Here is a 21728-nt window from a genome sequence, read left to right on the forward strand (position 1 = left end):
ACCCATGCCGAACACAGTAGTTAAGCCCTAGAACGCCTGAAGTAGTTGGGGGTTGCCCCCTGTGAGATACGGTAGTCGCTTAGCCATAGGAATCGTAGAGATTCCGTTTGGGAGTTTAGCTCAGCTAAGGTAGACCTTAGTCACCTTTGTCGAAGCGTTAGCGCACGACAGGGAGCCAGCGAGTTAAACTTTCATCCCATGGGAGTTTAGCTCAGCTGGGAGAGCATCTGCCTTACAAGCAGAGGGTCAGCGGTTCGATCCCGTTAACTCCCATAAGTTATGAGGACGATAAGAAATCCGTTTTACTAGGGTTTTAGTCTGGATATAATTTTAGGTCCCGTAGTGTAGCGGTTATCACGTCGCCCTGTCACGGCGAAGATCGCGGGTTCGATTCCCGTCGGGACCGTTGAAATGAAGAGAGAATCGGCATTTCAACTAGTGTATAAACGGATACAAGAGAAGAGACTCGTTAGCTCAGTTGGTAGAGCAATTGACTTTTAATCAATGGGTCGCTGGTTCGAGCCCAGCACGGGTCATATGCGGGTTTGGCGGAATTGGCAGACGCACCAGATTTAGGATCTGGCGCTTTCGGGCGTGGGGGTTCAAGTCCCTTAACCCGCATAAGGAATAAATAAGCCGGCTTAGCTCAGTTGGTAGAGCATCTGATTTGTAATCAGAGGGTCGCGTGTTCAAGTCATGTAGCCGGCATTGAAGCGATTGCGAACGTAGTTCAGTGGTAGAACACCACCTTGCCAAGGTGGGGGTCGCGGGTTCGAATCCCGTCGTTCGCTTAGAGAGGCCGGGGTGGCGGAACAGGCAGACGCACAGGACTTAAAATCCTGCGATGGTAACATCGTACCGGTTCGATTCCGGTCCTCGGCATATATGAGCACCCTTAGCTCAACTGGATAGAGTACCTGACTACGAATCAGGCGGTTAGAGGTTCGACTCCTCTAGGGTGCATTTCTCGCTTAATGTCACGCACATTAGGGGAGCTTTCTTTTTAGTACCAGTTATCGGGAAGTAGCTCAGCTTGGTAGAGTACTTGGTTTGGGACCAAGGTGTCGCAGGTTCGAATCCTGTCTTCCCGATTGCAGCAACTCATGTTGCTTTTTTTGTGCCATAAAATGCGTTTTTAGCTTGTTCTGTAATACAGGCTTTTTTTATGCTCGTTAGACTATCTTTTTTTGATATAATAGATTTATGAAATCTTTAGGTGATGCTTTGTCTGTTCTTCCTGGTTTTAGTTCTAAATCGGTTGAAAAATTTTTAAAACTAGAATTGCAAACCGTGGGTGATGCACTGCTGTATTATCCTTTTCGTTATGAAGATTTTCAGTCTAAGTCAGTATTGGATTTGATGGATGGAGAAAAAGCCTTAGTTTTAGGTGAGGTGGTAAGTCCTGCTGCTGTTCAATATTACGGTTATAAACGGAATCGGTTACGGTTCTCCATTCGGCAGGGTGAAGTGATTGTCGCAGTTTCTTTTTTTAATCAGCCTTACTTGGCAGATAAGATAGTGGTTGGCTCTCAAATTGCTGTATGGGGAAAATGGGATAGGAGCAAGGCTTCTCTGACTGGGATGAAGATACTGAGTCAAAGTCAGGATGATTTGCAGCCTGTTTATCGTGTTGGTCAAGGAATCAAACAGGCTAGTTTAGTTAAGTTGATTAAGGCTGCTATGGAGGCAGGGTACCTAGATTTAGTAGAGGAAAATCTACCTAGTGAGTTATTGCAGCGTTATAGGCTGCTAAATCGTCGCGAAGCTATAAGAGCCATGCATTTTCCGAAAGATATTGAACAGTATCAACAAGCTTTGAGGCGTGTCAAGTTTGAGGAATTGTTCTATTTTCAGCTTAATCTGCAAAGTTTGAAGTCTGAAAATCGTAAGCCAGATGCAGGAGTCTTGATTACTTATGATCAGGTGGCTTTGGCTAATAAAATACAACAACTGCCATTTGCTTTGACTGACGCTCAACAGAGGAGTTTATTGGAGATTCTATCAGATATGTCATCGTCTAGTCATATGAATCGTCTTTTACAAGGGGATGTTGGCTCAGGAAAAACAGTTATTGCGGGTTTAGCTATGTATGCAGCTTATACAGCGGGTTTTCAATCAGCTATGATGGTTCCGACAGAGATTTTAGCTGAGCAACATTATGAGAGTTTGAGCCAGCTTTTTCCGGAGTTGTCCATTGCTTTGTTGACTGGAGGGATGAAGGCTGCGATTCGGCGGGATACCTTGGCTGCAATTGAGTCAGGGACAGTAGATATTGTAATTGGGACTCATGCTCTTATTCAGGAGCGGGTCAATTATCATCATGTAGGGCTGGTGATTACAGATGAGCAGCATCGGTTTGGTGTCAAGCAACGGAGGCTTTTTCGTGAAAAGGGAGAGAATCCAGATGTCCTGATGATGACGGCAACTCCTATCCCTAGGACTTTAGCAATCACAGCTTTTGGTGAAATGGATGTCTCTATTATCGATCAGCTACCAGAAGGTCGTAAAGAAGTTAAGACTCGTTGGGTCAAACATGAGCAACTTCCTGTTGTCCTAGAATGGATAGGTAAGGAAATCAAAAAGGGAAACCAAGTGTATGTGGTCTCACCTTTGATTGAGGAGTCTGAAGCCTTGGACTTGAAAAATGCCATTGCTTTGGAAGAAGAGTTGAACGCTTATTTTGGAAAAACAGTCAAGATTACCCTCTTGCATGGTCAAATGAAAAATCAGGAAAAAGATAGTATTATGCAGGATTTTAAGGCTGGAAAAATAGATTTGTTAGTATCAACAACGGTTATCGAAGTGGGGGTCAATGTGCCTAATGCTACTATCATGGTGATTATCGATGCGGATCGTTTTGGTTTGAGCCAGTTGCATCAGCTTCGTGGTCGTGTGGGCCGTGGGAATAAACAATCCTATGCTATTTTGGTGGCCAATCCTAAGACAGACTCAGGAAAAGAGCGGATGCAGGCTATGACTGAAACGACAGATGGGTTTGTTTTGGCGGAAAAAGACTTGCAGATGCGGGGGGCTGGTGAGGTGTTTGGTACAAGACAATCAGGTCTACCTGAATTTCAAGTTGCTAATATTGTGGAAGATTTTCCAATTTTAGAGGAGGCTAGACGGGTGGCTAGTCAGATTGTTTCAGATCCTAGTTGGAAGCTCAATCCTAATTGGTCTATAATTGTGAAGGAAATGAAAAGACCGAATCGTTTGGATTAATGTAACAGGAAGTTATATTACAAGGAATGTTTGTTTTTGATGCTAACATTTTTTATTAGTATTGGTCTGTTCACATGGTTGATGCCATTTCAGATAAACCATTTATCCTGCTAGTATAGATGGTACGAATAGTTGATTTTGCATTGTTATTATCTGTAAATGCTGATAAGAAAAGTCTCGATTTTTTTCGAGACTTTTTATTCTGTTATAGTTTCTCCTAGGTAGGTTGCGATAGCAGCGACATCTTTGTCCCCTCTACCAGATAGGTTGACAATGATAATTTGGTTTTTATCCATACTTGGTGCGACTTTTATCGCTTGAGCGATGGCGTGGGAACTCTCAATGGCTGGAATGATTCCTTCGGTCTTGGAGAGGAGAAGAAGGGCTTGCACTGCCTCTTCATCAGTAACGGCAATATAGTTTACTCGGCCAGAGTCCTTTAGGAAGGCATGTTCTGGACCAACTCCTGGGTAATCCAAGCCTGCTGAAATGGAGTAAACTGGTGCAACACTGCCGTCCTTATCAAAAAGAGCGATGGTTTTCATACCGTCTAACACCCCGATAGTTCCTTTGGTCAGGGTAGCAGCATGCTTGTCTGTATTGACACCATGTCCAGCAGCTTCAACGCCAATCAGAGAGACCTCCTTATCAGGTATATATTGAGAGAAAGCACCGATGGCATTGGAACCACCACCCACACAAGCAATCACTGCATCTGGCAAGCGGCCTTCTTTGTCTAGGATTTGTTGACGAGATTCTCGGCTGATTATTTTTTGAAATGTATGAACAATAGTTGGATAAGGGTGGGGGCCAACAGCCGATCCTAGAACATAAAAAGCATCCAAGTCTTCCATCCAGGCTCCAAAGGCAGCATCTACTGCTTCTTTGAGGGTGGCTGTTCCTTCGGTAACAGCATGAACGCGAGCTCCCATCATCTCCATTCGAAAAACATTGAGGCGCTGGCGTTTGACGTCTTCGGCTCCCATGTAGACATCGCATTCCATGCCAAACTTAGCAGCTGCAGCTGCAGTTGCAACGCCGTGCTGACCAGCTCCTGTTTCAGCAATGACACGAGTTTTGCCCATGCGCTTGGCTAGAAGGATTTGTCCCAAAACATTGTTGAGCTTGTGGGAACCTAAATGGTTAAGGTCTTCCCGCTTGAGATAAATTTTAGCACCATCTAGGTGTCGAGTTAGACTCTCAGCGTAGTAAAGAGGGGTTTGACGACCAGAATAATCCTGTAAATAAAAAGTTAGCTCCTTGATAAAATCAGGATCTTGGTGATATTTGTTAAAAGTTGCTTCTAGTTCATCTAATAGGACTTGAATAGGTGCAGGGACAAAACTACCGCCAAATTGGCCAAAATATCCTTTTTCTGTTGTCATGATGCTGTCTCCATTTTCTGTTGATTGTCGTGATGAGTGGCTGATACTTTATTAGAAAGTTACGATATAGGGGGCTTTGTATCATAATTGGGAAAACTAGTTTTATATAGTTCTTGAGTTTTATCTTCTGTCTTTATATTTTTGAATTGACTGCCAAGCACTTGTAGAATATTATCAGTACCACCCTCGATATAGGTGATTTCTAAGGAAATGCTGCCTTGGCCATCTGAGTCAATCAGCAAGTATTCGTAATAGGCTCTATCAAGACAATCCATATATCTGAAAAGAGGTCGCTCCATTTTCTTTTGATATGTAATAGACTGGATAGTGTCCCAAGGGAAATGATAGGATTTCCAGCCCTTATAAATTGTTAAGCCATCTGCATTTCCATTGATAAAGGGGCGCTTGCGAAAAGAAAGAGCGGAGAAGAGAACTGTTGTACCAAGGATGATTGAGCTTAGCCAAGGTAAGGTAAAGATGGGAGAGATTCCAGAACCTGTTGTCAGATTCATAAATGAATGCAAAATTCTAAAAAGTACTAAGCCACACAAGCCAAAAGCAATCAGAAAGATACTTATAATGATAATGGGATGGTAAAGCGAGGCTTGGTTTTTATAGGTGAATGACATTGTTTTCTCCTTTTTAGTAGTATACCAGAAAATAAGTGTAAAATCTAAGGAAAACCATAAAAAGACAGAAAATTTCAACTATTTTGGACAAAAATAATAAAAAAATAAGATTTATCTATTGACCTTTACTGACCAATGGTGTATAATACAGTCATGGGTATAAAAAACCCTAGAAAGGTCAGACTAAGGAGGATGACATATGTTTTATTTTTTTAGTGAATTGGTCAGAGAAAGTCAGAATACGAAATCTGCACCTGAACCGATTCGGAGAATCTGATAAGATTTATTTTTAGACAAAAGGTCAGTTTTGGTCAATGTAAATAGGCCAATATGAACACAAAATAACAAAAAGAGGTAGAAATATGAACAATAATTTTAACAATATGGATGATATTTTCAACCAACTCATGGGGAATATGGGTGGTTTTAATACAGAACGTCGTCGATACTCGATCAATGGGCGTGAAGTGACGCCAGAGGAATTTGCTTACTATCGTCAGACCGGTCAACTACCTGCTGGACCAGAAGCCCAGACGACTTCTTCACAAGGTCAGGTAGGAACTGTCAGTCAAGATGGTATTTTGGCTAAGTTGGGGACTAACTTGACTGATCAGGCACGTCAAGGTAAGTTAGATCCTGTCATTGGGCGAAACAAGGAAATTCAGGAAACTGCTGAAATTCTGGCTCGTCGTACGAAGAACAACCCTGTCTTGGTTGGGGATGCTGGTGTCGGTAAGACGGCGGTAGTAGAGGGCTTAGCACAAGCGATTGTTAATGGTGATGTACCAGCTGCTATTAAAAATAAGGAATTGATATCAATTGATATATCAGGTCTTGAGGCTGGAACACAGTACCGTGGTGCATTTGAAGAAAATGTCCAAAATTTAGTCAAGGAGGTGCAAGAGGCAGGAAATGTTATTCTCTTCTTTGATGAAATCCATCAAATTTTAGGTGCTGGCTCAACAGGTGGAGATTCTGGCTCTAAGGGTTTGGCTGATATTCTTAAACCGGCTCTATCTAGAGGTGATTTGACCGTTATCGGGGCAACTACTCAGGATGAATATCGCAATACCATTATGAAAAATGCAGCTTTGGCCCGTCGTTTCAACGAGGTCAAAGTCAATGCACCATCTGCAGAAGATACTCTGGCTATTCTCAAAGGTATCAAACCTCTCTACGAAGCCCATCATAATATTATTTTACCAGATGACATGCTCAAGGCTGCAGTGGATTATTCTGTCCAGTATATTCCACAAAGAAGTTTGCCTGATAAGGCTATTGATTTGGTGGATGTGACAGCTGCTCATTTGGCAGCCCAGCATCCGGTGACAGATATAAAGGCTTTGGAGGCTGAAATTGCTCAAGCTAGACAGTTGCAACAGGCTGCGGCAGATAAGGAAGATTATGAGACAGCTCTAAATGAAAAGATTCGTATCGATCAGTTGCAAGAGAAAATCGACAACCATACCGAAGGTCAAAAGGCGGTGGCAACTGTCAATGATGTCGCTCAGGCTGTAGAGCGGATGACAGGTATCCCTGTTTCCCAAATGGGAGCTTCGGATATTGAGCGTTTGAAGGGGATGAAGGAGCGTTTGGAGGCTAAGGTCATTGGTCAAAATGATGCGGTAGAAGCCGTGTCTAAGGCCATTCGTCGAAATCGTGCTGGTTTTGATGAAGGCAATCGTCCTATCGGTAGCTTCCTCTTTGTCGGTCCTACAGGGGTTGGTAAGACAGAGTTGGCCAAACAATTGGCTCTTGATATGTTTGGCAATAAAGATGCGATTATCCGTCTGGATATGTCTGAATATAGCGACCGTACCGCAGTATCTAAGCTGATTGGAACAACAGCTGGATATGTGGGTTATGATGATAATTCCCATACTCTTACGGAGCGTGTCCGCCGGAATCCTTATTCTATCGTTCTCTTAGATGAAATTGAAAAGGCTGATCCTCAGGTCATTACCCTTTTATTACAAGTCTTGGATGATGGTCATTTGACAGATGGTCAGGGCAACACGGTTAACTTTAAGAATACGGTCATTATCGCAACTTCCAACACAGGCTTTGGTTTTGGCAGTCATGATGAGGAAGAAGAAGTGGATATTATGACTCGTATCGCACCTTACTTCCGTCCAGAATTTCTGAATCGTTTCAACGCTGTCATCGAGTTCAAGCATTTGACCAAGGAAGATCTCCTGCAAATCGTAGACTTGATGCTGGCTCAGGTCAACCAGACCTTGGCCAAGAAGGATATTCATCTGGAAGTCAGCAAGGAAGCTAAGGACTTACTTATGGAGCTGGGTTATGATAAGGCCATGGGAGCTCGTCCTCTGCGTCGTGTCATCGAGGGTCAAATTCGTGATAAGGTGACGGATTTCTACTTGGAACATATCGACGCTAAGCAGTTGAAAGCGGATGTGGTTGATGGAGAAATTGTTATCCATCAAGCCTAAAAGATAGTGACAGCCACTCGCAAGGGTGGCTTTTTTTGTAAAAATACTGCAAGAAAATAATAGTTTCAGGAAACAGTTTCAATTTGCAAACGTTTGCAACATGTGGTAAGATAGGCTCATAAAAGAAAAATCAGGAGGTTCTCATGAAAAAACATCGTTCTAATGATGAGAAGCAGCAACAGTACACGCTGAAAAAGCTCAGTGTTGGCCTATTGTCTGTGGCGATCGGTGCAGTTGCGGTATTGGCTGGTCCGACCTATTTTGCTGAGGAAATCAATACGACTGTTGTTGCAGGTCTAGACCAAACAACTATAGTTGAGGCAACCGTTCCTGCTACAACAGTAGAAACGAGTGCTAGCCAGGCGCCTTCTAAAGAAGCCCCTGCTTTGTCTCAGGTTCAAGCAGAAAATACGGAAGTCCCTGCTGTTGCGGCCGGCTATTTTCGTCTTCATTTGAAAACACTACCGGCAGGGGACATTGCGAATCTTGGTCTGTGGATATGGGATGATGTGGAACAACCATCTGCCAATTGGCCAATGGGTGCTCTTTCTTTGAAAGATGCCCAAAAAGACGATTACGGCTACTACATTGACATCAAATTATCTGAAAAGCAGCAGAAAAAAATTTCTTGGCTAATCAACGATAAGGTGTCTGGGCAGAATTTGACTGGGGACAGAAATGTTGAACTTCTCGCTCCAGCAATGAATGAGGCTTGGGTGGATGAAGAGTTTAACAGCCACACTTATCCACCCCTTGAAAAAGGCCTTGTCCGTATCAACTACCAAAATGCAGATGATAAATACGATAACTTGACAGCCTGGCTCTTTGACGATGTGAAAGAACCATCAAAGGATTGGCCAAAAGGAGCTGCCAACAAAACAGGTATCGGACCATACGGTGCTTACTGGGATGTACCTCTTAAAGATGCAGCAAAACTACTAGGATTTGTTCTATTGGATCAAAGCAAAACTGGGGATGATATGAAGATTCAACCAAATGACTATAAGTTTCAGGACTTAGAACATCATACACAGGTCTTTGTTCATGATAAGGATCCAAAAGTCTATAACAATCCTTACTATATTGACCAAGTAGTGCTGAAAGGAGCAGAGCAGACAGAAGAGACAGAAATCAAAGCAACCTTCTCCACCTTGGCTGGAGTTACTAAGGAAGAACTCCAAAAGGGGCTCACAGTCAAGGATAAGGATGGACAAGAGGTCACCATCACAGACATGACACTGACTGATGGCAGTCCTGTCTTGACCATCACAGGTGATTTTAACCAGAGCAAGGGAATTTTGACCGTTTCCTATGCAGGGATAGAGCAAAAGGTCCGCATGTCTTGGGAGTTGAAGGATAAACTGTTTGCCTATGATGGGGAGCTGGGAGCCAAGCTCAATGATGATGGCTCGCAAGTAGAGATGCATCTTTGGTCTCCAAGTGCTGATAGCATCAAGGTCATCGTTTACGATAAGGATGACCAAACTAAAGTGATGGGCACCGTGGACATGACCAAGGAAGAAAGGGGAGTTTGGTCTGCAACACTAGATAACCAGTCTGGCCTAAACATTTCCAACTACACAGGCTATTATTACCACTACGAAATCACACGCGACAATCAAAAAGTGTTGGTGTTAGACCCATACGCTAAATCCTTAGCAGAATGGGATAATAATATGGTTCAGGGAGACATCAAAACAGCCAAGGCTGCCTTTGTTAATCCGAGTAAACTTGGTCCACAGGATTTGGATTTTGCTAAAATTGAGAATTTCCAAGGCCGAGAAGATGCCATTATCTATGAAGCAAATGTTCGTGATTTTACCTCTGACAGCACCTTGGATGGCAAACTCAACAGTCGTTTTGGGACCTTCTCTGCCTTTGTGGAAAAACTGGACTACCTCAAGAGTTTGGGTGTGACCCATATACAGCTCATGCCGATTATGAGTTATTTCTATGTCAATGAGGCAGACCATACGCGCTCTATCGATTATTCTTCTAAGGACAATAATTATAACTGGGGATATGATCCGCAAAACTATTTTTCACTTTCGGGCATGTACTCTGAAAATGCCAAGGATCCGGAGAAACGCATTGCTGAATTTAAGAATCTGGTCAATGAGATTCACAAGCGCGGTATGGGAGTCACATTAGACGTAGTCTATAATCATACTGCTAAGACCTATATTTTTGAAGATTTGGAGCCGAACTATTACCACTTTATGAATGCGGACGGCACCCCTCGTGAAAGCTTTGGTGGTGGTCGTCTTGGAACAACACATGCCATGAGTCGCCGCGTACTGGTTGACTCGATTAAGTATTTGACCAGTGAATTTAAGGTAGATGGCTTCCGCTTTGATATGATGGGAGACCATGATGCCCAAGCAATTGAGGAAGCCTTCAACGAAGCTAAGGCTATCAATCCCAATGTGATCATGATTGGGGAAGGCTGGAAGACCTACCATGGAGATGAGGCAAAGCCACAACAGCCTGCCGACCAAACCTGGATGAAATTGACTGATACAGTCGGTGTGTTTTCTGATGACATCCGCAATTCTCTCAAATCAGGTTTTCCAGACGAAGGAGAAGCTGCCTTTATTACGGGTGGTGCCCGTGATATTGAGGCGCTTTTCAAGAATATCAAGGCTCAACCGGGTAACTTTGAGGCAGATTCACCGGGTGATGTGGTCCAATATATTGCTGCCCATGACAATCTGACCTTGCATGATGTCATTGCGAAGTCTATCAACAAGGATCCAAAAGTGGCCGAAGAAGAGATTCATAAGCGTCTGCGCCTGGGCAATACCATGATTTTGACCGCTCAGGGGACCCCATTTATCCACTCCGGTCAAGAATACGGCCGAACCAAACAATTTCTCAATCCAGCTTACATTGGTAAGGTTGCTGAAAGTGCTGCTCCGTACAAGTCAACACTGATAGATGCGGTGACAGAATATCCTTATTTTATTCATGATTCCTATGATTCATCCGACGCCGTCAATCATTTTGATTGGGAAAAGGCAACCAATGAAGCTACCTATCCGATCAATGTTAAGACCCAGAAATATACAACAGGTCTTATCGCCCTGCGTCGGTCCACGGATGCCTTTAGAAAAACCAACAAGGCAGATATTGACCGCGATGTGACGCTTTTATCAGTGCCAAAAACTCAGACAGAATCTGCAGGAGTTGAAGAAAAAGATCTGTTTATTGCTTATCAAACAGCTGCTTCAAATGGCGATATCTATGCTGTCATTATCAATGCAGATACTAAGGTTCGTCAGCTCGACCTCTCCGCAGAACAAACCAAATGGGCTGATGCTCAGGTATTGGTAGATGCAGAGCGGGCTGGAACAGAGGCTATTGTAGATCCAAAAGGCCTCACCCTTACGGAAAATCAGCTAAGCGTAGAACCATTGACAGCCCTGGTATTGAAAGTGGCGAAAAAAGAAAATCAACCAACTCCACAACCAACGACTACAACAACCAGTGAGCCAGGCACTGCAACGACCACGCAAGCTTCTGAAACACCAACTACAAAGAGCCAGTCAGGCAAAAATAAATCGAAGCTACCGTCAACAGGTAACCAAACTTCCCCAATATTTATCATTGCTGGTGGAAGTATTCTGACGATTTTGCTGGCCTTTCTGGGAATCAAAGTCAGTAAAAAAGAAATCTAGGAAAGAGTGATTATGATTAAACCCATTATGAAAGATATCCTCTTTCTCCAACAACAATCGCAAGAGGCCAGTCAGGCAGACTTGTCCATCGGGAAAGATTTGCAGGACACCCTGCTAGCTCATCAGGACGCCTGCGTTGGTCTGGCGGCTAATATGATTGGGGTCCAAAAGCGGATTATCATTGTCAGTCTGGGTTTTGGTCACTTGGTCATGTATAACCCTGTCCTCATCAGCAAGGTTAAACCTTACCAAACAGTGGAGTCTTGCCTGTCCCTGATAGGTAGTCGTTCGACCACTCGATATGAAGAAATTGTGGTTCGATACCATAATCAGGATTGGCAGGAGGTAACGATGTCCTTTACAGGCTTTACAGCTCAAATTGTTCAGCATGAATTGGATCACTTGGAAGGAATTCTTATCTAATAATAAAAAAAAGCAAGGAAGTTCATTCCTTGCTTTTTACCGTTTGGCGATGGAAAGAAAAGTGACCTTATCTGGTCGATAGCTGATACTACCGGTTTGAAACAGTTGGCCATTAGTGAGATAGGTAGTGCTCTCTACCACGACGACCATGTCGTAGTCTCCTAAGTCCATCAGTCGTTTTTCTTCTTCATTGGCGTAACGGAAGGAAATCTCACGGCGAGAATGGGAAATCTTTAGTCCAAGTTTTTCTTCTAGATAACGATAAATGGAGCCTTCTGCGATTTCACGATTGAGAAAGGGGACAATACGACGATCAAAATAGGATACTTCGTATTCCAAGCGTTCTCCATCAATGGTACGGACACGACCTACTCTGTAAAAATCTACTGTCTCATCTACTTCAAAGCTTGCCATTAGGTCAGCTTGACCTTGGACAATATAGAGATCTGTCAGTTCAGTTTCGATCTGATGGAGAGCTAGTCGATTCAATTCACTGGCGGTCTTGAGCTCGGATAAGTATTGCTTTTTTATATGGTGATGGTCCAAGACGATAGAGTTTCTCCCCTGACGTTTTTGGATGTAGCCATCCAATTCTAGCATAGACAGTGCCTTGCGAATGGTATCCTTGGAATAGGAGTAAATCCTCATCAATTCATTCTCAGTTGGAAGTTCATCCTGAGCTTTCCAGATATTTTGCTCGATTTTGTCTTTGATGTCAGTATAAACTTTTTTGTATTTACTCATAAACCATACTTTCTAAAGGGATTTATATCTGCTTTAAGTCTACCATAAATGAGGATAAAAATATAGAAAATAATAGTAATCGTAGGTTGATAATCTCTTTTTGGAAAACTTTTACGTATAATGTTAAAATTATTACGTATAAATACTTGACAAGTGAAAACGTTTCCGTTACAATATCCTTATATCCTAAGAAAGGAAAGCGCTTTATGACACAACGAAACAGCGGTGTACTGATGCATATCAGCTCTCTTCCAGGAAAATATGGAATTGGAAGTTTTGGTCAGTCAGCCTATCATTTTGTCGATTTTTTAGTGGAAACTAAGCAGACTTACTGGCAAATTTTGCCACTGACAACAACTAGTTATGGAGACTCTCCCTACCAATCTTTTTCGGCTATTGCCGGAAATCCTCATCTCATTGATTTTGATCTCTTGATTGAGGAAGGCTTGTTGGAAGAGGCTGATGTAGCAGAGGTTGATTTCGGAGATAAGGAAGATTTGGTGGACTATGCTCTGATTTACCAGGTTCGCCGACCGATTTTGGAGAAGGCTGTTCAGCGGTTCTTGTCTAATGACCGGAACAAAGCCCTTTTGGCAGCTTTTGAAAAAGCCAATAGCACCTGGTTGAATGATTACGCTGAATTCATGGCTATCAAGGAAAAATTTGATAATCGAGCCTTACAAGAATGGGAAGATAAGTCCGTTTTGGCTCGCAATGAAGAGGCTTTAGCAAAGTACCGTATTGAGTTGGCTGACCAGATTGACTATTTCAAGGTTTGTCAATACTTTTTCTTTGGTCAATGGAAGGCTCTCAAAAACTATGCTAATGAGCACCATATCAAAATTATTGGTGACATGCCAATCTATGTATCCGCAGATAGCGTGGAGGTTTGGACGAAACCACAGCTTTTTAAACTAGATAGTGAGCGTAGACCAACCTTTGTTGCAGGAGTTCCGGCTGATCAATTTAGCGCGGACGGTCAGTTGTGGGGCAACCCTCTTTATGACTGGGAACAGCATGAGAAAACAGGTTTTAGTTGGTGGATTTACCGTATCCACGAAAGTTTCAAGTTGTATGATCTTCTTCGGATTGACCATTTTAAAGGCTTTTCAGACTATTGGCAGGTAGATGGGAAAGCTACTGTGGCAAAAGAGGGTACTTGGCAGCCTGGTCCAGGCTATAGCCTATTCAAGGCTGTTAAGGAGACGCTAGGAGATTTGCCAATTATTGCGGAGGATTTAGGTAATATTGATGCCAAGGCTAGAAAATTGCTCAATGACTGCGGTTATCCAGGTATGAAAATTTTAGAATTTGGACTGAGTGATGTCACCGGTAAGAGTATTGATGCAGTTCACCGTTGTATTCCAAATTCTATCGCTTACATGGGCACGCATGATAATGAAGTGGTCAATGGTTGGTATCAAAATCTAAGTGTTGAGCAACAAGAGTATGTAGATGCCTACAGCAATCGTAAACCGATTGAGCCAATCTATCAAGCTATGTTACGGGTTCTTTTTGGGACTGTGAGCAATACCGCTATTGCAAGCATGCAGGACATCCTGAATCTGGGAGCAGAGAGTCGTATGAATTTCCCATCCACTATCGGAGGCAACTGGCAGTGGCGCATGAAGGAAGAAGATTTGACTCAAGAACATAAAGATTTTCTAACTCGCATTACCCTTTTGTACCAGCGTGGCAATGAGTTGAATGCCTCAGAATAGACTGGAGAAAAAGATGAAAGTACTTACCATCAATGTTCATGCCTGGTTGGAAGAAAGTCAAGAAAAAAAGATAGAAGAGTTAGCCAGAACAATTGCGGAAAAAGATTACGACTTGATTGCCCTCCAAGAAGTCAACCAGAGTATCACAGCTCCTAATGTGAGTCGGGAGCTCAAAAGTGATAATTATGGACTTAAGGTTTTGGAGCATTTAGAGAGTTTAATAGGTCCGCAGTATTCTTACTTTTGGAGCAATTCGCATATTGGCTATGGTCGTTATGATGAAGGGATTGCAATCCTAACCAAACATCCTGTCTATGAGGTGGATACTTTTTATTGCAGTCGTCATCAGACAGTTGACTCAATTTTATCGCGTAAGATTTTGGGTGTTACGATTTCTTACAAAGGTCAGTTGATTGACTGCTATTCTTGTCATATCAATCTACCAGATAGTCCAGGTGAGGAACAATTGGAAAATGTAAAAGCGATTGTAAACCGGACGGACCATGGTCGCTTAAAACTATTGCTAGGTGATTTCAATATGGATGCTTTTTCAGATCAAGAAGCTTACGAGGCTATCAAAGGTCTGGGACTCTTTGATGGATTTGAATTGGCAGAGGAGAAAGATTCTGGTATTACGGTTGAAAAAGCCATTGATGGCTGGAGTGGTCATAGCCAAGAGAAACGTCTGGATTATATCTTTTTAAATCAGGAAAGGAGGGTTTTATCCAGTCAGGTTATTTTTAACGGAAGTAACAAGTCCCCTATCTCAGACCATTTTGGTGTGGAGATGTCATTAAAACTTTAGGAGAAATATCATGAAAAAATTGTTGAGCTTCGAGTTTTGGCAAAAATTCGGAAAATGTTTGATGGTCGTCATTGCAGTTATGCCTGCGGCTGGTCTGATGGTTAGTATCGGAAACTCCATTCCTCTCATGAATCCTGATTCAGAACTTTTGGTTCGTATTGGGAACATTGTAGCCCAAATTGGTTGGGGGATTATCGGAAATCTTCATTTACTCTTTGCCTTAGCAATCGGTGGTAGCTGGGCTAAGGAACGTGCAGGAGGAGCCTTCTCAGCTGGTCTTGCCTTTATCTTGATGAACCTGATTACAGGAAACTTCTTTGGGGTTACTACTGCTATGCTGGCAGATCCTAAGGCGACCGTTAGCACTGTATTTGGCACTCAGATTCCAGTTTCTGGTTACTTTGTAAATATTCTAGGTCAGCCAGCCCTTAATATGGGTGTCTTCATCGGGATTATTGCTGGTTTTGTTGGAGCAACAGCCTTTAATAAATACTACAATTACCGCAAGTTGCCAGATGTTCTGACCTTCTTTAACGGGAAACGATTTGTACCATTTGTGGTTATCTACCGTTCTGTCTTGGTGGCGCTGTGTTTGGCAGTATTCTGGCCGCTTGTTCAAACAGGTATCAATAGTTTTGGTAAATGGATTGCGACTTCACAAGATACTGCTCCGATTTTGGCACCGTTTGTCTATGGAACGCTTGAGCGTCTACTCTTGCCTTTTGGTCTTCACCATATGTTGACAATTCCGATGAACTACACCTCACTGGGAGGAACCTATGATATCTTGACTGGGGCTCAAGCAGGTAGCCAAGTATTTGGACAAGATCCACTATGGTTGGCTTGGATTACTGATTTGATTAATCTCAAAGATGCTGGGGATATGGGGCAGTATAACGACCTTCTAGTCAGCGTCACTCCAGCTCGTTTCAAGGTTGGTCAGATGATTGGTTCTTCTGGTATTCTCATGGGCTTGACCTATGCCATGTATCGCAATGTAGATGCAGATAAAAAACACAAATATAAAGGTATGTTTATCTCTTCTGCCCTTGCGGTCTTCTTGACAGGTGTTACCGAGCCAATCGAGTTTATGTTTATGTTTGCGGCGATGCCTCTTTATGTTGTTTATGCGTTTGTCCAAGGTGCAGCTTTTGCTATGGCAGATATTGTCAACCTACGGATGCATTCTTTTGGTAATATCGAATTTTTAACCCGTACTCCAATGGCCCTGAAAGCAGGTTTAGGTATGGACTTGCTCAACTTTGTTTGGGTAACAGCCTTCTTTGCGGTTGCTATGTACTTTATCGCTAATTTTATGATCAAAAAATTTAATCTGGCAACAGCTGGGCGCAATGGCAACTATGATACTGATACAATTGATGCCTCTCCAGAAGGTGAGGCAGGAGTGGCGGATGCAAACTCTCAGGTAGTCAAAATTATCAATCTCCTTGGTGGTCGCGATAATATTGAAGATGTAGATGCATGTATGACCCGCCTGCGGATTAGTGTTAAAGATGTCAAGCAGGTTGGAACTGAAGCGGATTGGAAAGCAGCAGGGGCGATGGGCTTGATTGTCAAGGATTCTGGAGTGCAAGCCGTTTACGGTCCGAAAGCCGATGTTCTAAAATCAGATATTCAAGACTTATTGGAATCTGGAGTGGCTATTCCAACATCCACTTCCGTTTCGACAGATACAGTTAAGCAAGTAGTACAATTTAAAGGGATGATAGAAACTGTTCAGTCCGTAGCGGAAGGGAAAGCTTTGTCGATTACAGATGTCAAGGATCCGGTATTCGCTCAGAAAATGATGGGAGACGGCTATGCTGTTGAACCTTCTAACGGTAGCATTTATTCTCCAGTAACTGGGGTTGTAACCAGTGTCTTCCCAACCAAGCATGCAGTCGGTATTCTATCAGACAAGGGCCTGGAAGTTTTAGTCCATGTTGGTTTAGATACGGTAGCTCTCAATGGTGCACCATTCTCAGCTAAGGTTGTAGATGGTCAGCATGTAACAGCTGGTGATTTACTCTTGGTCGCAGACCTAGAAGCTATCCGTTCAGCAGGACGTGAAACCACAACCGTTGTTGCTTTTACCAATACAGCAGAACTCAAGTCAGTAGCTATTGAAAACCTCGGCCAAGTAAACAAAGATAGCCTGGTTGCAACAGTTGAATTGTAAAAATATTAGAAATGAAGAAAACTCGTTAAAGAGATTTTCTTCATTTTTTTATAAAAAATCTCTTAGAAACTAGTCTTTCTAAGAGATTCTTATATTTGATAGTGTGCTAGAAATGAAGGATGGCAGCGGTGTTGTGCAATATGTGCATGACCATTACCAACTCCAAACGCTTGGTCTTATAATAAACCAAAGAGTAAATCAAACCAATACCACCATAAATGCCCCAGCTAATCAGATTGGTCGGCATATGGAGAACTCCGAAAATCAGGGTGCTAATAGCAAGCCCAAGTAAGGGGTATTTTTCAAAAAGATAGCCGATGAGTCCTGCCCGAAAGATCCACTCCTCTAGGATAGGACCGCAGATAGCAATAATGATAAAGGCTAGTGGAAGGCTAAAGTTGGCAAACATGGCCTCTAGTGCAGCATCATTTGCAGTCGCATCAATATGTGATTGCTTCAAAAGATAGATACCCGCATGGGCGAAAAAGCGAGTCAAAATCGTCATTCCTATCGCAAAGCCACCATCTTTAATAGTCCAGCCCTTAAAAATCGGCAAGGGCATACCAGCTTTCCTAGCGATAAGCCAAGACAAATAGACGGATGCAATCGCACTGGCTGTAATGATGAGTTCTACCAGAAGATTGGGATTGTAAGGGGTTTGGGCTAGCATACTTGGGGCCATGGTAAAACCTATCACGATGCCCCATAGCTGAGAGGTCATAAAGAGTAAAATCAACCAGAGAACCTTGATCAATGTTTTCATAAACTATCCAACTTTCTAAAAATAATTCTATTCATTATAATAATATGTTTTTTGCCAAAAAATGGCAAGTCAGACTTGAAAAATACATCCCATCTTCTCAAAAAAAGCAGATTATGGTATAATGTGGGAGTTATTAGGAAATAGAATTTCCTATTTCCCAAAGAAAAATAAGAAGATGGAAGATAACCATCTTAGAACAAGGAGAATTCCCATGGGACGTAAATGGGCCAATATTGTTGCGAAAAAAACTGCCAAGGACGGGGCTAACTCAAAAGTGTATGCCAAGTTTGGTGTGGAAATCTATGTTGCTGCTAAAAAAGGTGATCCAGATCCAGAAACCAACTCAGCACTGAAATTTGTCATCGATCGCGCCAAACAGGCACAGGTACCAAAACATATTATTGATAAGGCCATTGACAAGGCAAAGGGAAATACGGACGAAACCTTTGTGGAAGGTCGCTATGAAGGTTTTGGACCAAATGGTTCGATGCTGATTGTCGACACCTTGACTTCCAATGTCAATCGGACTGCGGCGAATGTGCGTGCAGCTTTTGGTAAGAATGGGGGAAATATGGGAGCTAGTGGTTCCGTTTCTTTCATGTTTGACAAAAAAGGTGTTGCGGTCTTTGCAGGTGACGATGCAGATAGCATTTTCGAGCAACTGTTGGAAGCTGATGTGGAAGTAGAAGATGTGGAAGCAGAAGAAGGAACAGTCACTGTCTATACTGCTCCAACGGATCTTCACAAAGCCATTGTTGCTTTGAAAGAAGCTGGTATTAAAGAATTCCAAGTAACTGAGTTGGAAATGATTCCCCAGTCAGAAGTGGTCTTGGAAGGTGATGATTTAGCTACTTTTGAGAAACTCTACGATGCCCTCGAAGATGATGAAGATGTCCAAAAAATCTATACCAATGTAGAAGGATTTTAAGACATAGAGCCAACCGCGAGGTTGGTTTTTCTGTACTCATCTTTCCATAAGCTACGCTATCTGATAGTGGGTACTTGAGGAATGGTGTTATTGCCAAGAATGAAAGATGGCAATGAAAGATATTTTAGGTATAATTCCTACGGAGGTAAACCAAATGAAATACAACAAAAATCGCATTATCATTAGCGTAGTTGCGTTACTCTTAACTGTTTTTAGCGGTTCTATTCAGGCCAAAGCTCAAGAAAGAACCTATAACTACTACATCACTCAAGAAGATTTTGATTTTGCCAGCATTCCTAATGGGGAAGTGGTAGTAGGCAGCAAGGGACAGGTTCGTCCGAGTCAGGAAAGTATCCTGAAAGATTTGCAGTATGCCTTTAAATACGAGGTATCGGATCCGTCCATTCTGACAGTGGATGCAACAGGGAACTGGGTGGCCTTGAAGGAAGGGACAGTGGAGATCACAGTTAGAGGATGGAGATACTATAATGAAAGTCCAGAGTTTGAAGCAGAATTGGACCAACATGGTATCAAGCGACATATCGACTCACCTGGTACGACGGATATCCCCTTTCATGTGAGAAATACCGTCAAGGTTATCTCTCCCAACTCCGTATTAAAACCAGTTTATCGCCTGTATCATTCAGGGCTTAAAACTCATTTGTATACAACAGACGCCAATGAAAATGCAGTTCTCGCTACTCGCGGTTGGCAAGCAGAAGGTGTTGCTTGGAGTACAAGGGCTACTGGTGAACATCCGGTTTATCGCCTATATCACCCAGGCTTAAAAGTGCACCTCTACACCAAGGATACCAATGAATACCAGGTTTTATCAAAACGCGGTTGGCAGGCAGAAGGGATTTCATATCAGTCATTTGGGACAATCCCAGTTTACCGTCTCTATCATCCAGGTATCAAAAAACATCTCTACACTAAGGATGAAAATGAGAAAACGGTCTTATCTCGGTCTGGTTGGCAATATGAAGGAATTGCGTGGCATGTGGAATAAAGAAGCGTATTTCCCTCTTTTATAAATATAATATTTGAACCTTATATCTCTGCATTCCAGTCAGAAATATAAGGTTTTCTTTTTTAAAAAGAAATCTTATTTATAAAATTTTTTAAAGTCTATTTAAAATTTATATATTATACAAGGGGTCGATTTACTGGTATGATGGCATGGAATACTTAAAAAGGAGTTGGATATGAAAAAGAAATTAGTAACCAGTCTTTTAGCAGCTGTGACAGTTTTAACCTTGGCAGCTTGTGGTACTAAGGAGACAAGCAAAACCAACACAAGTAAGGCGGTAGATAGTGATACCTTTATTTATGCCATTGATGGAGATCCTAGTTCGACTAACCCGATCAATACTAGCGACCGTTGGGGATTAACCTTGACCAATATTCTCTATTCTCCGCTGATTCGTGTAGAACCAGACGGTTCTTATGTCAATGAATTAGCAGATAGCTACCAGATTGCAGATGATGGACTCAGTATTACGGTTAAATTGCGTCAGGATATCAAGTGGTCTGATGGTGAAGCTTTTACCGCAGATGATGTCCTCTTTACATACCAACAAAAGGTTAAGGAAGAAAATGGCAATGCGGATGGTCTCTACATCAATGGTCAACCCGTTCAGTTTGAAAAAGTGGATGATTACACTGTTACTTTTATCTTACCAGCAGTCAGCGCTTCTGCCTTGGACAATATCGTAACAGAGACCTACATCTTACCAGAACATGTCTACAATGATGAGCCTGATTTCTCGGTTAGTCAGCTGACCAATACCCCAGTTGGAACAGGTCCGTACAAGTTTGTGGAATACAAACATGGTCAGTACATCAAGTTAGAAGCCAATGAGTATTACTATAAGGGTGAGCCAGAAATTGATCATCTGGTCTTGCGTATCATCACCAGTGCGGCTACTCGTAAGATAGCTCTACAAACAGGGGAAATCGATGCTTCGTTCGTGCTTCCAACAGATATAGCAGATTTAGAGAGTAGAGATATCGAGACCTATGCCTATACTGAAAATCGTATTGGTTATCTGGGTCTCAATGCGGCCACTCCGGAATTGTCTGATGTGCGCGTACGGCAAGCCATCCTCTTTGCCCTCAACAAAGAAGATATGAACCAAGCAGCTTATTTAGATAAGAAATACTACGATATCCCTTACTCCTTCTTGCCAGTAGCCAATCCATACACCACTGAAAAGGTAGAGCACTATAAACAAAATCTAGAAAAATCCAAGGCTCTCCTAAAAGAAGCTGGTATCAGCAATCTGAAACTCAATCTGGGCTTCAACTCGTCTGATCCTGCTCAAACCTTGCAGGCAACCTTGATTCAGGAGCAACTAGGACAAGTCGGCATCAGTGTTGAATTAGCTGGTGGTGACCCTACAGCACTCTTTACAGAGTTGCGCAAGGAAGGGACGACTACTTATAAACTCTTCTTGGGTGGCTATATTATGGGAAATGACCCAGACCAGTATGCCCGTCTTTTTAAAGGCGGAGGTGCGTCCAACTACTTCAAGCTCAACTCGGCTGCCATCAATAGTCTCTTTGAAAAAGGTGCAGTTGAGTTGGATAAGGAGAAACGTTCAGTTATCTACGATGATTTGCAGGCAGAGTTGGCCAATCAAGCGGTTATTTACCCAATTGTAGACAACAAGAAAATATTAGCTGTCAACAAGCGTATCAAAGGAGTAAAAGAAGCTGGTTTGGTACCAATCTATACCTTTGAAGATCCATCGCTTTTGACGATTGAAGATGAATAAAAAATAGGATAAAGACTGGCTT

14 protein-coding genes, 9 tRNA genes and 1 rRNA gene are annotated in these 21728 nt (G+C 42.5%); 20 read left to right on the forward strand and 4 right to left on the reverse strand.

Annotation, left to right across the window (positions count from 1 at the left end):
- From rrf to recG, 11 genes are all read left to right on the forward strand, one after another.
- Positions 1-84, forward strand: a 5S ribosomal RNA gene (rrf, locus tag F602_RS11200); the annotation flags it as partial.
- 116 nt (positions 85-200) lie between these two features.
- Positions 201-273 (forward strand) — tRNA-Val (locus F602_RS0105140).
- Positions 274-333: 60 nt separating this feature from the next.
- Positions 334-406 (forward strand) — tRNA-Asp (locus tag F602_RS0105145).
- A gap of 57 nt (positions 407-463) precedes the next feature.
- Positions 464-536: transfer RNA gene (locus F602_RS0105150), tRNA-Lys, on the forward strand.
- A gap of 3 nt (positions 537-539) precedes the next feature.
- Positions 540-621 (forward strand) — tRNA-Leu (locus tag F602_RS0105155).
- Between the two features lie 14 nt (positions 622-635).
- Positions 636-708: transfer RNA gene (locus F602_RS0105160), tRNA-Thr, on the forward strand.
- 11 nt (positions 709-719) lie between these two features.
- Positions 720-791: transfer RNA gene (locus tag F602_RS0105165), tRNA-Gly, on the forward strand.
- Positions 792-798: 7 nt separating this feature from the next.
- A tRNA-Leu gene (locus tag F602_RS0105170) sits at positions 799-882 on the forward strand.
- 7 nt (positions 883-889) lie between these two features.
- Positions 890-963, forward strand: a tRNA-Arg gene (locus tag F602_RS0105175).
- Between the two features lie 54 nt (positions 964-1017).
- Positions 1018-1091, forward strand: a tRNA-Pro gene (locus F602_RS0105180).
- A 112-nt stretch (positions 1092-1203) separates the two neighbouring features.
- The gene (gene recG / locus F602_RS0105185; protein WP_018166895.1) at positions 1204-3222 is read left to right on the forward strand and encodes an ATP-dependent DNA helicase RecG; all 2019 of its coding nucleotides are present in this window, start codon (positions 1204-1206) and stop codon (positions 3220-3222) included.
- Between the two features lie 197 nt (positions 3223-3419).
- Here the strand turns inward: recG and trpB are convergent, their stop codons facing one another.
- Positions 3420-4607 (reverse strand): tryptophan synthase subunit beta, encoded by a 1188-nt coding sequence (trpB, locus tag F602_RS0105190; RefSeq protein ID WP_018166896.1) that lies wholly within the window; start codon positions 4605-4607, stop codon positions 3420-3422.
- A 59-nt stretch (positions 4608-4666) separates the two neighbouring features.
- Positions 4667-5236: a hypothetical protein gene (locus F602_RS0105195; RefSeq protein ID WP_018166897.1), complete on the reverse strand. Its 570-nt coding sequence runs from the start codon at positions 5234-5236 to the stop codon at positions 4667-4669.
- Positions 5237-5598: 362 nt separating this feature from the next.
- On the opposite strand from F602_RS0105195, the gene F602_RS0105200 reads away from it, so the two are divergent.
- The 3 genes from F602_RS0105200 to F602_RS0105210 all read left to right on the forward strand — a co-directional run bounded on the left by F602_RS0105200 (position 5599) and on the right by F602_RS0105210 (position 11789).
- Positions 5599-7689 carry an AAA family ATPase gene (locus tag F602_RS0105200; RefSeq protein ID WP_018166898.1) on the forward strand — a complete coding sequence of 697 codons (2091 nt, stop codon included), beginning with the start codon at positions 5599-5601 and terminating at the stop codon, positions 7687-7689.
- A 143-nt stretch (positions 7690-7832) separates the two neighbouring features.
- Positions 7833-11366 carry a pullulanase gene (locus tag F602_RS0105205; RefSeq protein WP_018166899.1) on the forward strand — a complete coding sequence of 1178 codons (3534 nt, stop codon included), beginning with the start codon at positions 7833-7835 and terminating at the stop codon, positions 11364-11366.
- A 12-nt stretch (positions 11367-11378) separates the two neighbouring features.
- On the forward strand, positions 11379-11789 hold the full coding sequence (locus F602_RS0105210) for a peptide deformylase (RefSeq protein ID WP_018166900.1): 411 nt from the start codon (positions 11379-11381) through the stop codon (positions 11787-11789).
- 36 nt (positions 11790-11825) lie between these two features.
- Here the strand turns inward: F602_RS0105210 and F602_RS0105215 are convergent, their stop codons facing one another.
- Positions 11826-12533, reverse strand: a complete 708-nt coding sequence (locus F602_RS0105215) for a UTRA domain-containing protein (protein WP_018166901.1) — start codon at positions 12531-12533, stop codon at positions 11826-11828.
- A 206-nt stretch (positions 12534-12739) separates the two neighbouring features.
- Between F602_RS0105215 and malQ the strand changes: the two genes are divergently transcribed.
- Genes malQ through F602_RS0105230 form a run of 3 tightly spaced genes read left to right on the forward strand, consistent with a single transcriptional unit; the run spans position 12740 to position 17238 of the window.
- Positions 12740-14254 (forward strand): 4-alpha-glucanotransferase, encoded by a 1515-nt coding sequence (malQ, locus tag F602_RS0105220; RefSeq protein ID WP_018166902.1) that lies wholly within the window; start codon positions 12740-12742, stop codon positions 14252-14254.
- 13 nt (positions 14255-14267) lie between these two features.
- Positions 14268-15059: an endonuclease/exonuclease/phosphatase family protein gene (locus tag F602_RS0105225; protein WP_018166903.1), complete on the forward strand. Its 792-nt coding sequence runs from the start codon at positions 14268-14270 to the stop codon at positions 15057-15059.
- Positions 15060-15069: 10 nt separating this feature from the next.
- The gene (locus tag F602_RS0105230; protein WP_018166904.1) at positions 15070-17238 is read left to right on the forward strand and encodes a PTS transporter subunit IIBC; all 2169 of its coding nucleotides are present in this window, start codon (positions 15070-15072) and stop codon (positions 17236-17238) included.
- 106 nt (positions 17239-17344) lie between these two features.
- On the opposite strand, the gene F602_RS0105235 is transcribed toward F602_RS0105230, so the two are convergent.
- Positions 17345-18001, reverse strand: coding sequence for a CPBP family intramembrane glutamic endopeptidase (locus F602_RS0105235; RefSeq protein WP_018166905.1), 657 nt, complete (start codon positions 17999-18001; stop codon positions 17345-17347).
- A 211-nt stretch (positions 18002-18212) separates the two neighbouring features.
- Here F602_RS0105235 and F602_RS0105240 point away from each other — a divergent pair, with 211 nt between their 5' ends.
- From F602_RS0105240 to F602_RS0105250, 3 genes are all read left to right on the forward strand, one after another.
- Positions 18213-18929 carry a YebC/PmpR family DNA-binding transcriptional regulator gene (locus tag F602_RS0105240; RefSeq protein WP_018166906.1) on the forward strand — a complete coding sequence of 239 codons (717 nt, stop codon included), beginning with the start codon at positions 18213-18215 and terminating at the stop codon, positions 18927-18929.
- Between the two features lie 154 nt (positions 18930-19083).
- Positions 19084-19938: a hypothetical protein gene (locus F602_RS0105245; RefSeq protein ID WP_026183316.1), complete on the forward strand. Its 855-nt coding sequence runs from the start codon at positions 19084-19086 to the stop codon at positions 19936-19938.
- Positions 19939-20134: 196 nt separating this feature from the next.
- Positions 20135-21706: an ABC transporter substrate-binding protein gene (locus tag F602_RS0105250; RefSeq protein WP_018166908.1), complete on the forward strand. Its 1572-nt coding sequence runs from the start codon at positions 20135-20137 to the stop codon at positions 21704-21706.
- The last annotated feature ends 22 nt before the right edge of the window (positions 21707-21728 follow it).

This window comes from Streptococcus minor DSM 17118, from assembly GCF_000377005.1.
Classification (GTDB): domain Bacteria; phylum Bacillota; class Bacilli; order Lactobacillales; family Streptococcaceae; genus Streptococcus; species Streptococcus minor.

Bases quoted from the DNA above. Each gene is read 5' to 3' on its own strand.
- recG (WP_018166895.1), top strand. From the start codon at position 1,204: ATGAAATCTTTAGGTGATGCTTTGTCTGTTCTTCCTGGTTTTAGTTCT.
- trpB (WP_018166896.1), bottom strand. From the start codon at position 4,607: ATGACAACAGAAAAAGGATATTTTGGCCAATTTGGCGGTAGTTTTGTC.
- F602_RS0105195 (WP_018166897.1), bottom strand. From the start codon at position 5,236: ATGTCATTCACCTATAAAAACCAAGCCTCGCTTTACCATCCCATTATC.
- F602_RS0105200 (WP_018166898.1), top strand. From the start codon at position 5,599: ATGAACAATAATTTTAACAATATGGATGATATTTTCAACCAACTCATG.
- F602_RS0105205 (WP_018166899.1), top strand. From the start codon at position 7,833: ATGAAAAAACATCGTTCTAATGATGAGAAGCAGCAACAGTACACGCTG.
- F602_RS0105210 (WP_018166900.1), top strand. From the start codon at position 11,379: ATGATTAAACCCATTATGAAAGATATCCTCTTTCTCCAACAACAATCG.
- F602_RS0105215 (WP_018166901.1), bottom strand. From the start codon at position 12,533: ATGAGTAAATACAAAAAAGTTTATACTGACATCAAAGACAAAATCGAG.
- malQ (WP_018166902.1), top strand. From the start codon at position 12,740: ATGACACAACGAAACAGCGGTGTACTGATGCATATCAGCTCTCTTCCA.
- F602_RS0105225 (WP_018166903.1), top strand. From the start codon at position 14,268: ATGAAAGTACTTACCATCAATGTTCATGCCTGGTTGGAAGAAAGTCAA.
- F602_RS0105230 (WP_018166904.1), top strand. From the start codon at position 15,070: ATGAAAAAATTGTTGAGCTTCGAGTTTTGGCAAAAATTCGGAAAATGT.
- F602_RS0105235 (WP_018166905.1), bottom strand. From the start codon at position 18,001: ATGAAAACATTGATCAAGGTTCTCTGGTTGATTTTACTCTTTATGACC.
- F602_RS0105240 (WP_018166906.1), top strand. From the start codon at position 18,213: ATGGGACGTAAATGGGCCAATATTGTTGCGAAAAAAACTGCCAAGGAC.
- F602_RS0105245 (WP_026183316.1), top strand. From the start codon at position 19,084: ATGAAATACAACAAAAATCGCATTATCATTAGCGTAGTTGCGTTACTC.
- F602_RS0105250 (WP_018166908.1), top strand. From the start codon at position 20,135: ATGAAAAAGAAATTAGTAACCAGTCTTTTAGCAGCTGTGACAGTTTTA.